Annotated in this window: 9 protein-coding genes; 7 read left to right on the forward strand and 2 right to left on the reverse strand. The window is 45.3% G+C overall.

Annotated elements, in window-relative coordinates; all coding sequences use genetic code 11:
- Window positions 1-29 precede the first annotated feature (29 nt).
- The 7 genes from zwf to N7387_RS12845 all read left to right on the forward strand — a co-directional run bounded on the left by zwf (window position 30) and on the right by N7387_RS12845 (window position 6,607).
- On the forward strand, window positions 30-1,505 hold the full coding sequence (gene zwf, locus N7387_RS12815; protein ID WP_279799417.1) for a glucose-6-phosphate dehydrogenase: 1,476 nt from the start codon (window positions 30-32) through the stop codon (window positions 1,503-1,505).
- A gap of 508 nt (window positions 1,506-2,013) precedes the next feature.
- Window positions 2,014-2,403 carry a multidrug/spermidine efflux SMR transporter subunit MdtJ gene (gene mdtJ, locus N7387_RS12820; RefSeq protein ID WP_045138142.1) on the forward strand — a complete coding sequence of 130 codons (390 nt, stop codon included), beginning with the start codon at window positions 2,014-2,016 and terminating at the stop codon, window positions 2,401-2,403.
- Between the two features lies 1 nt (window position 2,404).
- The gene (gene mdtI, locus N7387_RS12825; protein ID WP_004237484.1) at window positions 2,405-2,737 is read left to right on the forward strand and encodes a multidrug/spermidine efflux SMR transporter subunit MdtI; all 333 of its coding nucleotides are present in this window, start codon (window positions 2,405-2,407) and stop codon (window positions 2,735-2,737) included.
- Window positions 2,738-2,850: 113 nt separating this feature from the next.
- Window positions 2,851-3,519, forward strand: a complete 669-nt coding sequence (locus tag N7387_RS12830) for a heavy metal response regulator transcription factor (RefSeq protein WP_279799423.1) — start codon at window positions 2,851-2,853, stop codon at window positions 3,517-3,519.
- Window positions 3,516-4,892 (forward strand): ATP-binding protein, encoded by a 1,377-nt coding sequence (locus N7387_RS12835; protein WP_279799424.1) that lies wholly within the window; start codon window positions 3,516-3,518, stop codon window positions 4,890-4,892. Before N7387_RS12830 ends, N7387_RS12835 begins: the two co-directional genes overlap by 4 nt.
- A 96-nt stretch (window positions 4,893-4,988) precedes the next feature.
- A complete protein-coding gene (gene msrP, locus N7387_RS12840) occupies window positions 4,989-5,993 on the forward strand; it encodes a protein-methionine-sulfoxide reductase catalytic subunit MsrP (RefSeq protein WP_279799426.1) in 1,005 nt (334 codons plus the stop codon).
- Window positions 5,993-6,607 carry a sulfoxide reductase heme-binding subunit YedZ gene (locus N7387_RS12845; protein WP_279799429.1) on the forward strand — a complete coding sequence of 205 codons (615 nt, stop codon included), beginning with the start codon at window positions 5,993-5,995 and terminating at the stop codon, window positions 6,605-6,607. Before msrP ends, N7387_RS12845 begins: the two co-directional genes overlap by 1 nt.
- A gap of 21 nt (window positions 6,608-6,628) precedes the next feature.
- On the opposite strand, the gene N7387_RS12850 is transcribed toward N7387_RS12845, so the two are convergent.
- Both N7387_RS12850 and N7387_RS12855 read right to left on the reverse strand, forming a co-directional pair.
- Window positions 6,629-7,483, reverse strand: a complete 855-nt coding sequence (locus N7387_RS12850; RefSeq protein ID WP_279799431.1) for a hypothetical protein — start codon at window positions 7,481-7,483, stop codon at window positions 6,629-6,631.
- Between the two features lie 189 nt (window positions 7,484-7,672).
- The gene (locus tag N7387_RS12855; RefSeq protein WP_279799432.1) at window positions 7,673-12,940 is read right to left on the reverse strand and encodes a DUF6543 domain-containing protein; all 5,268 of its coding nucleotides are present in this window, start codon (window positions 12,938-12,940) and stop codon (window positions 7,673-7,675) included.
- Window positions 12,941-12,970 lie beyond the last annotated feature (30 nt).

A 12,970-nucleotide genomic window follows, 5' to 3' on the forward strand; every position in this document is an offset into this window, starting at 1 on the left:
CAATCCACAGCCACGAGGAGAGGTTTTCTATGGCGCTGACAGCAACGGTTCCCGCCTGTGATTTAGTCATTTTCGGTACCAAAGGCGACCTCGCACGCCGCAAGTTACTCCCGTCTTTATATCAGCTGGAAAAAGCCGGTAATATTCATCCGGAAACGCGGATTATCGGGGCAGGCCGTGCGGACTGGTCCCGTGAGGAGTATCAGAAATTTGTGGAGGATGCGTTCAATACGTTTCTTAACGAGCAACTGGATCCGGTGCTCTGGGAACGATTCAGTGCCCGTCTGCTGTTTTGTAATCTTGATGTGAATGAGACATCGCATTTCAAAAGTCTCGCCACTATTATTGCGGAAAACAAAAATACCGCTGTTTACTATTTCGCCATGCCGCCGGGCACCTTCAGCGCCATGTGCAAAGGGCTGGGCGAAGCGCACCTGAATAAAGAGCCGAGCCGTGTGGTGATGGAAAAACCACTGGGTAATGATCTGGCCTCATCACAGGCGATCAATACCGAGGTGGCTAAATACTTTAAAGAGAGTCAGATTTACCGCATCGACCATTATCTCGGCAAAGAAACCGTACTGAACCTGCTGGCGCTGCGTTTTGCCAACTCTCTGTTTGTGAATAACTGGGATAACCGCACTATCGACCACGTCCAGATCACAGTGGCGGAAGAAGTGGGGATTGAAGGGCGCTGGGGTTATTTCGATAAAGCCGGGCAGATGCGGGATATGGTGCAGAGCCATCTGCTGCAAATCCTGACGATGATTGCCATGTCACCGCCGGATGACCTGACCAGTGACCGAATCCGTGATGAGAAAGTGAAGGTGCTGCGTTCACTGCGGACCATTGATATCACGAATGTCCGGGAAAAAACCGTGCGCGGGCAGTATACCGCCGGGTTTGTTCACGGCGAAAAAGTACCGGGTTATCTGGATGAAGAGGGCGCAAATACTGTCAGTCAGACCGAAACCTTTGTCGCTATCCGTGCGGATATCGATGACTGGCGCTGGTCCGGTGTGCCGTTCTATCTGCGTACCGGGAAGCGGATGCCGTCGAAATGTTCGGAAGTGGTGGTCTATTTCAAACAGCCGTCCCTGAATATCTTCAACGAAACCTATCAGCATTTGCCGCCGAATAAACTGACTATCCGTCTGCAGCCGGACGAAGGTATTGATATTGAAGTGCTGAACAAAGCACCGGGGCTGGATCATAAACACCGTCTGCAAACCACCAAGCTGGATTTGAGTTTCTCGGAAACCTTTAACCAGACACATATTGCGGATGCCTATGAACGTCTGCTGCTGGAAGCCATGCGCGGTATTCAGGCACTGTTTGTCCGCCGTGATGAAGTGGAGGAAGCCTGGAAATGGGTGGATTCTATTATGCACGCCTGGGCAATGGATAATGAACCGCCGAAACCGTATCAGGCAGGCAGCTGGGGGCCGATAGCCTCTATCGCCATGATGGCCCGTGACGGTCATGCCTGGAACGAAGTGGAATAATTATCCACCTGCGGTATCAGTAAGGGTAGTTAACCGGTTCAATATTTGCGTAATTATGACCATCTTCTGAATAAGAAGGTGGTCATTTTTTATAACTGTCTAAAAAATAAAATTATTTGCTAAAAAATAATTCATCGCACCATTGCTGAACGATGTTACTTGTGCTAAAAATAATATGAATATTAATAACCGGAGGATTCTTTCATTGTTGTCACCCTGTCCGGGGACAGACAAAAGAATAAGACATCATGCAAAGCGACAGTAGTAGCAGGATTAAAATCCGACGTTCTACCCATGTACTTTTCCTTTCCGCTATCGTATCAAGCGAACACTACTGGTACGGCGAGTTATAGCTATTTCTCTTTTCGTCTGACGAATCAAGCACGCCTGCGTTTTTGGTCACATCGTTACATTTAACGTTTTCGTTTCGCGATAAACGCACCCGGTCACGCAAACTTTCTGTTCTGCGGTGTAAACCTGTATGCGTTGTCCATCAGGAGAAATAACTATGATTTACTGGATGTTTTTAGGCTTAGCCATTATTACCGAGGTGATCGGTACATTGTCGATGAAATACGCGAGTGTCTCCGGCGGCAGTGCGGGGATGATTGTGATGTATATCATGATTGCCTCTTCTTATATTTTATTATCCATGGCAGTGAAAAAAGTGGCCCTCGGGGTGGCTTATGCGCTGTGGGAAGGGATCGGGATCCTGATCATCACCACGTTCAGTGTGATGTGGTTCCATGAATCTCTGTCACCGCTGAAACTGGGCGGTCTGGCACTGTTAATCGCGGGTATCACCCTGATTAAATACGGCACCAAAAAAGTGCAGAAAAAGCAGCCTGCTGACAAACCGGTTCGTGCGCCACTGAATGAGATGCTGAAAGGGGCGTAATATGTTATCGACATTTGAATGGTGGCACGGTGCATTTTTACTGCTGGCCGTGGTACTGGAGATTCTGGCGAATATCCTGCTGAAAATGTCAAACGGCTTTAAACGTCTGTGGCTGGGTATTTTATCGCTGCTGGCGGTATTGGGGGCGTTCAGCTGTCTGGCACTGGCGGTCCGCGGTATTGAGCTTTCTGTTGCATATGCATTGTGGGGAGCATTCGGTATCGTGGCAACGGTTGCCGCAGGCTGGATACTGTTTAACCAGCGCCTCAATTACAAAGGCTGGAGCGGGATTATTCTGCTTCTGCTGGGTATGGTGATGATTAAGTTTGCCTGATCATTGCGTCACAGAAAAACAGCAGACAACCCGGAGTTGTCTGCTGTTTTTTTATGTCCGGAATTAAAATACACTGATACAGGATGAATCAGGTAAAATTCCGGATTATAAAAATGAAAATATTACTAATTGAAGATCATGAAAAGACCGGCAGCTGGGTTAAAAAGGGATTAGAGGAAGCCGGATTTATTGTTGATATCACGGCAGATGGCAGAGACGGATTATATCTTGCTCTGGAGAACAATTACCGGCTGGTTATTCTTGATATTATGTTGCCCGGTATGGATGGCTGGGAAGTGCTGAGAATATTGAGAACCGCCAAAATGGTACCGGTTATTTGTCTGACAGCCCGGGATGCGGTTGCTGACCGGGTAAAAGGACTGGAACTGGGCGCGAATGATTATCTGGTTAAACCGTTTTCATTCTCCGAATTACTGGCAAGAGTCCGTAATCAGCTGCGTACGTCTCAGCCCGCTTCCAAAGTGATTAATATCGCCGATCTCAGCATTGATCTGACCCGTCATGATGTACAGCGGGGAGGCGTGAAAATATCGCTGACACGTCAGGAATATTCACTGTTACTTTTTTTTGCGCTGCATTCCGGAGAGATCCTGCCCAGAACACTGATTGCCGGTGAGGTATGGGGCATGAATTTTGAAAGTGATACCAATATTGTCGATGTGGCTGTCCGGCGGCTCAGAAAAAAAATAGATGACGGGCATGATCATAAATTAATTGAAACTGTCCGGGGAACGGGATACCGCCTGAACGGATCGGAATGATGAAAATACACTCACTGAGATTTAAAATTGTCTCACTATTTATGTTGCTGATGGTGGCAAACGCGGGTTTTGTCACACTGATCCTTTATCATTCGCTGAAAAATGAACTTGCTTCAAAAGATGATGACATTCTGATTAACCGTGCCGATCAACTGGCTAAACTGATTGTCAGCGGTATTGATATTAAATCGTTACCTGTTTATTTCCGGCGGATGATGGATATGCGGCAGGACGTTATTAAGATAGCTGATGCTGATAATCACGTTATTGTGGATACCAACCCGGAGATAACCCTGAATACCCGGGACAAACTTAATTATCCGGATAATCAGGAAACGCCTTCAATCTCATACCAGAATACGGATGATAACATGCCGGTTTCCGTGGTTAATTTTGAGATTCAGGCTCCCGAAGGGAATTTATATGTCACGCTGGCAAAGCGTTCGGTTGATCGCAGCAGTGTTTTACGCGGATATTTACAGCAAAGTCTGATTGTTTCCGTTATTGCTATTCTCCTGATGGTCGTCTTCAGTATGTGGCTTATCCGCCGGGGATTGCAGGATATTGCCCGTCTCAGCCGGATCACCGCGAAAACAGATCTGCACGCTCTGGGACAGACGGTGGATATCAGCCGGTTACCGGATGAACTGAAAAGCCTGGGCGATTCGCTGAATATCATGCGCTCACGGCTGAAAAACGATTTTGTCCGGCTGACACAACTTGCAGATGATTTAGCGCATGAATTAAGAACACCCATTAATGCCATTAAAATTCAGAATGAAATCACATTACAAAAAACGCGTACTGCGGATGAATATGAAGCGATTATCGCCAGTAATACAGAAGAACTGGATAAACTGGCAAAAATAATACAAAACATTCTGTTTATCGCCAGGGCAGAGAATAAAAATATTAATCTTAAGCGGGAGACCATCGTTGTTTCTGAGCTGGTTGAGGATATTTATGAATTACTGGCATTTTATGCCGACGAGAGAAATATCCGGTTAGTGAATAAAATACCGGATGTGATGGTGTCAGCAGACAGAGTATTGCTGATGCAGATTATGGTCAATGTTGTGTCAAACGCGGTTAAATATTCATATGAAAATACGGAGGTTATTGCCTGTGCAGAAAATAATCATGGCAGCACCGTCATTTCAGTGATGAATAAAGGTGATGTTGTGGCAAACAGTGAACAGGTCTTTACCCGTTTCTGGCGCGGGGATAATGCGAGAACGTCAGAAGGAAGCGGGTTGGGTTTATCGATTGTTCAGGCAATAACAGAATTGCATTCAGGTGAGGTCAGATTTGAACGTACCGGCTCATATAACAGGGTAACCTTAATTTTTCCGGATATTCCGCCCCCTTCATGACAAATTTGTCATCGTCCTGTCAGCTTAAAATTCAGATTATGCGGTATAACAGTGCCGGAATGTTATTACCGTGATTGTTGAATACAGGGACTCATCATGAAAAAAATAATACGATCGTCTGAGATTACGCCGGAATCTGTTTTTATGATGAAACGCAGGAATCTGCTTAAATTATTAGGTGCCGGTACGGCCGGATTAATGGTCAGCTCGTCAGCCAGCGCCGGTCTGTTTTCGTGGTTTTCCGGCGATGATAAGCCCGGCGTTCCGGAGACAATCTTAAAAGACCTCAGTTATACAAAACCTGAAAAATATCAGTCCGCTCTGGCATTAACGCCGGAGGATAAGGTGACCGGTTACAATAATTTTTATGAATTCGGCCTGAATAAATCGGACCCGGCTGAAAATGCACATACCCTGAAAACGGATGAATGGACACTGACGATTGAAGGGGAGGTTAACCGGCCTCTGGTATTAAATGCCGATGAGATCCGCCATAAATTTCAGGCCGAAGAGCGTATTTACCGAATGCGCTGTGTGGAAGCATGGTCAATGGTTATTCCGTGGGTCGGTTTTCCTCTGAGAGATTTATTATTATCAGCGGAACCGAACAGCAAAGCGAAATATGTCGCTTTTGAAACGGTGTACGCCCCGGAACAAATGCCGGGTCAAAAGAGCCGTTTTACCGGAGGCGGGCTTCAGTATCCGTATATTGAAGGATTACGCCTGGATGAAGCGCTTCACCCGCTGACACTGATGGCGACAGGTGTTTACGGCAAGGAACTGCCGAAACAAAATGGTGCGCCTGTCCGGCTGGTGGTTCCGTGGAAATACGGTTTTAAAGGCATAAAATCCATTGTTAAAATTCGTCTGACAGAATCTGAGCCGCCGACCACATGGAATCTTTCAGCACCCCGTGAATATGGTTTTTATGCCAATGTAAACCCGCAGGTTGATCATCCGCGCTGGTCACAGGCCACAGAACGGTTTATCGGCTCCGGAGGATTAGGCCGGACAACGCGGCAGCCGACATTACTGTTTAACGGTTATGCAGAAGACGTGGCAGAATTATATAAAGGGATGGATCTGCGGAGATATTTCTGATGATGAAATTATTCCGCTACCCGTTTGTTAATCTCTTTTTTCATCTGACAGCCATATTGCCGCTGATATGGCTTATTTATGCTGTTAATTACGGGATGCTGGGCGCAGATCCCGCAAAAGATATTCAGCATTTCACCGGTATTACGGCACTTCGTTTAGTGATTATTATCGCAGTGATACCGGTGATCGCTTTTTATTTTAAGCTGAACAGTTTGTATCAGGTGAGGAAATTACTCGGATTATGGTGTTTTTTCTGGGCAACGCTGCATCTGGCCAGTTATTTTTTTCTTGAAATAGGTGCAGAAAATACGGCGCTCTTTTTCAGTGAGATAGTGTCCCGGTTTTATCTTAATCTCGGTGCGGCAGGTTGGTTAATTTTGTGCCTGATGGCGGTGACATCGTCTGACCGGATACGCAGTTTATCAGGCCGGTGGTGGAAGCGGATCCATAATCTGCTGTATCCGCTGCTGTTCATTGTGATTACGCACTATATTCTGGCTGCGAAGACAGATACACCGGAACCGGCCATTTACCTGATATTGGTTATTCTGGCATATTGTCATCGTCGGCAGCAGCGAAGTAAAGAACAGGTATTACCCGATAAAACCGGGTAATACCATTCATGTCATCCGCGGCTATTTTTCGCCGTAATATTCATAAGTGGTATGGTAAACGGCATCTCCGGTAAGCCCTGTATTACTGTGTCTGCGCCACAACCCGGTTATGCAGTTCTGATAAGCATCCCATTGCGCACACTGGACATCATTACCTGTTATGATTCCGGATGATTGTGTTTTTTCTGATCCGATGAGTAATCCGCCCTGTTCGTTATAAGTAAATGTGTAGTCGGAGAGCGGGAGTGGTGTGGTGTAAATGCGGGCCAGCCGGCCATGTTTATCATAATCAAAGTTCATACTGTAAGTTTTCGCAAGAACCTCACTGTTTATCAGTACACTGCTGATATTGCCTTCCCGGTACGCCGTTGTGCCATTTTCAGCCAGTATGGTACTGTTACCTTCAATAAAATTTTCAGTCCGGTAAGCGGTAATAACCTGCTGCTCATCTTTGATCATTGAAATACGGGTGATGGTCGGGCGCGTTTTTTTCTTTCCGGCGTAATCGGCGGAAAAACGGTATTCCATATTGATGGCATTATCGTTTTCCGAGCCGGTGACGCTCAGATCGAAAATCATGCCGTATTCCTCACTTTTCCGTGTGAAAGAATAACGGCTGATCTGTCCGCAGGGGGTCAGCGTCATATGGCTGGCTGAAAATATCTGCGGGCTGTCCTGCGGTGGTTTGACGGTCGTCATGGTGACTGATTTCACCGGCCCGTTCAGGTAAGGCATTCCTGTCATTCTCATATGATTAAGCCGGGTCTGTTCAGACATTGGCTGACAGTCAGGCTCTGCGGCATAAGACGGCAGAGCGAAAACAGCGGAAAACAGCGCCAAAGGCAAAACTGAGCAGGTTACTGTGTGTTTTTTCACGATTTCTCCGGAAAGCCATAAATCCTGATTAATTTGCTCAGATGTTAAGGAACTTATTCCGTTCAGGCAACCGGACAATCAAAAATCAGTTTTATCCGTTATAAAAATCAGCTTCCTGAGATTCAGCGGAGTTTGGTTCAGTGTTCATTATTAACGCAATGTTTACAGCAAACTCTCACAGTGTATATTTCAGCGCCGGGCAGGCGTGAGAAGCTTATGATTATCAGCATTAATTTTAGTTTTGAATCTCTCTGATGCACCGACAGGCATACCTATATAATCTCCGCTGATAATCCCTGTGCCCGGTATTTTATCTACAGCGGTGGCAATGATGTCAGCATTTTTATTAAGATATTTTTTCACACTTAACGTGATCTCTGTATTCTCAACTGAAGCATAGGGCATGTTGGTCTGAATAATCGTTAATTTATCTTCAGGTGCGGGTGTACCATGAAATGCTAAAATAAAATCTGCAGTTTTGTGTGCATCGGCATGGTTAGCCCACCTGGTATGCACCTGTTGTTTATATTGCCAGTGTGGCTCACGGCCCTGATACTTATGAACCATCACCGCCAGATTTTTATGTTTATTTAATAATGTCACTTTTGCCATAGAAAGGGCTGGCGTATCTTTCCGGGTGATCATATTTTCATGATATCCTTCCAGCGTCTGTTGTAAAAATTTATCGGAAGGGGTTGTTACGGTACCTTTTTTTATCCGATCTTTTTTGAATACAAATTTGAGTATATAAAAATTTTTGCTGTCCTCTTTTGCATAACGGAGTAAGTCCCGGACATCAGCAACGGCATTGCCCCCCGTCACGCTGGAGCCGTGAAAAAAGCCAAATGAACCATCGGCTCTCTCAGCGATACGAATATCAAAATATTTGACACCGGCCATAGCCTGGGCCTTCAAATTTATCTGTTGTGTCTTAAAGGCAAAAGGAAATATTGCCCCCACACTATTAAAACCATTAAAGGCATACGTCCCCGCATCGTGGCTGCCTAACATAGCTATTTGTGCCAGATGGGTATTTTCAGGGAGATCATGATGATTAATCATCAAAACCCCCTGATGACTCTCATCAGCAATATAGGGATTAATATGCGGTTGTGCGACCCTGGTCCCGGATGTACCCGGTAACGCGTTTTTATTTGCTGAAGAACTGCGCTGCCCGGGGGTGTCCCGGCCGGGTTTGACCGCAATGGAATGAACGGTATCACGGTTTTTAGCATTAGTGATAAGGTCAGGAAAATGCCATTTTTTCTTTATTTCATCAAAAGTCATCAATAGTTTTTTTTGTCCCCGGAAGATTATCCGGAAAGATGCGTCTTCTGATGGTTCAATATGAATCCAGGCATTTTTTTTTATTTTGATATAATGCTTTCCTGAAAACGTTGAGGTTATTCCTCTGGCATCTCCTGTTGAGCGTAATGCGGGTATGTCTGCTGCGGAAACGGAATATTTTAAAATCTGTTTTTTAAAACCGGAGCTGATCAGGTGAGTCACTTTTATTTCATCCGGAGAAAAAATGACGAAATGTGATTTAAGTGCTATAAGTCTTTCCAGATCCTGTCCGGCATAAGCATATTCTTCTGAACCTCTGGCCAGATGATGCAGCGTATCTTTTGTGGCACGAATTTCCTTAATAACAGAGTTTTCAAAGCTATCGCCATGTTTTATTATATTATCTTTTCTGATTAATGAATTCTGGAAATACTTACCCTTTGCTGTATGAAGTTCAGCCACATTCAGTTTAGCCAGTAAGGGGGTATCAAAGGTATTCAGAACAACAACCGAATCTTTGCCGACCCCGACGTTATTGAGCATCAATGCTTTCCATTCACTCAGGGTTAATATTGTTGCCTCTTCAGGTAAAGCGGGATCAAACTGACGGACAATGGGGTCGATAACAAAATCAGAAGCGTCTTTCTTTAAAACCACGGCAAAATGATTTGACGGTGCGTTATCCCGGGGCGTCTTATAGATGAGTAAACCAATAACTTTTGGTTGTTCGCCCTGATTTTTGAGTGAATTATAAGATTCAACCATCGCCTCATAACAAAAACCTGACGGGTTTTGACGAAATTCACGAAGTTTCGCGGCACTCCCTCCCCGGGAAAAGAGCTGTTTTTGCAGATTTTTTTCCGTTTCTCCGATTCCGTCATCAATCCAGCGAAAATTCAGGTCTTCGCCAAACGGCTTTTTAATCCACGCCGGCCACTTTCTTCCGGCCATAATGGCGCCTCTGCCACTCAGACCCTTTTCCTTTATTAATTGAATACGCGGCAGAACCCCTGACTCCTTTTGCAGAGTGGTGCTCTCTGTTTTCAATAACGCATGACGGAATGATGTGGCGGGGTGAGCCGCATTTATAGTTGAGGAAATAACGCTGATACTGTTTAAGCCTAAAAAGAGTAAACTCATACCGACATCTGTCAGCGCAACGTTATACTCATCCTGCGTATCGGCTGTGTACATGATTCCTATACCTGTACCCAGCTGTGTGGTGATCAAAGCCATGTCTAAAGCAATACCTACCGGCCCGAACATTGGCAAAATGGGCATAGCCAGCATACTCACCACCTGCAATATCTGCCGGAACGATTCTAAAGCAATTTCTCCGTTTGAACTGATTAAGATATCCGTGTCCTGTTCTGTGCGTTCTTTCGTTAACAGTGTGAGGGCAGAGAAGGCATCTTCAGTGTCATATTCTGTTTTAATACTTCTTTTAATGATAGTCGGTTTTAGATCCCCCATCCCGCAGTCATCATATATTTCGCTGTCCGCCAGTTCGATAAGCGCTTCTTCAGCCTCGCTTTGCCGATCCATCAGCGAAATATGCTGAAGAAATGCGTTGCGGGTCTCTTCCTTTTTTATTTGTTGCTCAAACCATGCTTTAAGCGCTTTCTCATCCTTAAATTCACGAAATGCATTGCTGTTCCCCGGGATATAAAGAACCTCACGCCCATCTTTGCCGGTGAAACAAAGGATATTGGTTTTATAAAATGATTGATAAGGCCCGGGTTCTGTGGGACTCCAGGAGTATGACTGAGTAAGAACATTTAAAAAACTGACTTTCACTGAGGACGCTGCGGCGGCAGATTCGTTTAGCTCGGACATGGTTACCGGGTCGTAAAGAATGATGTTGGCGGCACCGCCTTTTATGGCTATTTCATATGCTTGTTGTGAAAGGGTGTTATTGACATAGGCTAAGCGAGCCTCTTCAATGAATTGTCCTTTCGCCATGGCCCGCCACTCTTCGCTGTTTTCACGCCAGAATGTCTGTTGCTGCTCCTCAATCTGTTTCATGATATTTGCATCATAAATATCATTTTTCAGATCAGAAGGAAGATACTTAACTTCATTTTCAGCACCGAAATGTGTGGAGCCGGCATCAGCCAGATATAAACCCGACAGTTTATCGGGACCGGTAAAAAACGGAGCGGTCAGTTCAGGATTGTTCATGTGGTCAGGAATATATCCATTTCCGGCCGATGAAGCGGCACCTTTATTTAACACTTCCATGAACGAGCTAAACTGACGCTTGCGAAATACGTTAAAATTATCCATATAGGCTTGTGTGAGCGTCTCGGTATGCAATGGTTTACCGTTGTGTGCATAGCCCGTATAGCTGTTGGTATCTTTTACCGTTTGACTCAGTGTGAACTGGTGCAGGAAAATGTTGTCCGGATCGAGGTTTTGACCCGTTCGTTCATAAACTTTATTTCCGGCTATGTTTCTTGCAACTTTAGCGGGGTCGCTGAAACGATTACGGAGTTCCTGCGCTTTCTGCTTAAAAGTAATGAAAAGTGCGTTATCTGAGTCCTCAATATGGGTGTTTTGGCTGTCTTCTGATCCGATATCCCGCAGGTAAATCGTTGCTGAGTCTGTATTGGCGGTCATGATATCTGCCCGGTAAACAGGATCACTGAAGAATTTTGTCATCTCAAAATCACGTTCTGAACCTGTGTATACCCATGTTATGGCATTAATAATCTCTTGTTGCTCATGGCGTGCCGGATCGCATTTACCTGTTTTTCTCCGATAATATTCATCCTGCGGGTTCAGAAGCTTATTTTTAGCGTCCTCACGCATAGCGTCTGTCAGGGTGACATTATGATGTGTGTTCAATATATCCCATACTGCATTATCATCAGGATAGACAGCGCCTTTAATGCCTAACGCCTGTACCGGCTGATTTTTCATTGCGAAATAGAGCAGGGCCCGCTGATATGAGCCCGGAGAGAGTCCCTGCTCATTTTGACATGCAGGCAGGGTAATTACGTCTTGTGTGTTTCCCCCCAGCATGATCATTTGCCGCATGAACGCCTCCATCAGCTCAGGGTTATACCCCGCTGATGATTGCAGCGCCAAAAGTTCTGCAATATTATTTTCTGCATTTTCCAGGTTGATTCTGATTAATGCGGGGTTCTTTCTGTTAACAAGAACCATGGGGCTTTTATCCCCCGTGGAGGGTAAAGGGATATTTTTATCCCGTCGTTCAAAAAAACCAGCCTGATGGATATTATTTTTAACCAGCATGGTTGTTTGAAATGCCGTTCTTCTTAACCGTTCGTAAGCTTCGTCAAGGGCTATTTTGTTATCTGTTTCAAGTGCAGCAGACAGATAGCGTAAAATGTTATCTTTCTCTGCCGGATTAATAAATTTTTTATAAGCGTTATTAATCAGGGCCATGCCTTCATTTAGCGCATTTTCAATTCTGCGTACAAGAATTTTTCCGCGTTGGTCGGTTAGTGCGTTTTTAAGAAGCTCTATGGAATCGTATTGCCGGTTATGTTGGCCAAGGATGGCATTCATACTGCGTGTGATGTCGTTTAAGGCTGCTGCATGGTTGCGGGGCTGAGCAGTCATTACCTGAAACTCTTTTTGACATGGCATATTTGAGAGATAAAAATTATTATATGCCATGTTGTTTGAATTCTGTTCACGCTTAACCCTGCAATTGCAGTCCTGAATAATATTCTCTATCTCGGCGCTTTTATTCTGTACTAACGGTTCTGTGTCAGGAATAACGCTATCTGCATTCCGTGCAGTGTGTGGATTGATACTATTCCACAGCGCTTTTCCTCCTGCGGTTAACCCTAATACCCCCATGGCTGTGCCGGCTGCAATGACTGTTTTACTCTTCAGGGCCTGCACATAAGACGTTGCCACGGGAGTCACAGCTGCTCCTGCCACCACCAGAGGCAGTAAAGTATCCCCGCCACGCCGGCTTGTTGCTGACGGGGATGATGGTGTTCCCGGTTCGCCGGTGTGTGCAGGTATATTATTAACCGTGTTCTTCAGCGGTTCAGGATAAACGGTGGCATCACATTTCGTATTGAAATACGAGTTGGTCACAATCTTTTTATTTGTTTGCCGGCGGGTCTCCGTTTTCCGGGTTGCACAGTATAACAGCTCAGAAAGACCGCTTTCCTGCCGGAGTTTGTCCACAGCCAGATAATGCACTTGTTCGGGGGGAGA

It is taken from the genome of Morganella sp. GD04133, assembly GCF_029835375.1.
In the GTDB taxonomy this organism is placed as follows: Bacteria; Pseudomonadota; Gammaproteobacteria; order Enterobacterales; family Enterobacteriaceae; genus Morganella; species Morganella morganii_B.

Bases quoted from the DNA above. Each gene is read 5' to 3' on its own strand.
- mdtI (WP_004237484.1), top strand. From the start codon at position 2,405: ATGTTATCGACATTTGAATGGTGGCACGGTGCATTTTTACTGCTGGCC.
- N7387_RS12835 (WP_279799424.1), top strand. From the start codon at position 3,516: ATGATGAAAATACACTCACTGAGATTTAAAATTGTCTCACTATTTATG.
- mdtJ (WP_045138142.1), top strand. From the start codon at position 2,014: ATGATTTACTGGATGTTTTTAGGCTTAGCCATTATTACCGAGGTGATC.
- N7387_RS12830 (WP_279799423.1), top strand. From the start codon at position 2,851: ATGAAAATATTACTAATTGAAGATCATGAAAAGACCGGCAGCTGGGTT.
- N7387_RS12845 (WP_279799429.1), top strand. From the start codon at position 5,993: ATGATGAAATTATTCCGCTACCCGTTTGTTAATCTCTTTTTTCATCTG.
- zwf (WP_279799417.1), top strand. From the start codon at position 30: ATGGCGCTGACAGCAACGGTTCCCGCCTGTGATTTAGTCATTTTCGGT.
- msrP (WP_279799426.1), top strand. From the start codon at position 4,989: ATGAAAAAAATAATACGATCGTCTGAGATTACGCCGGAATCTGTTTTT.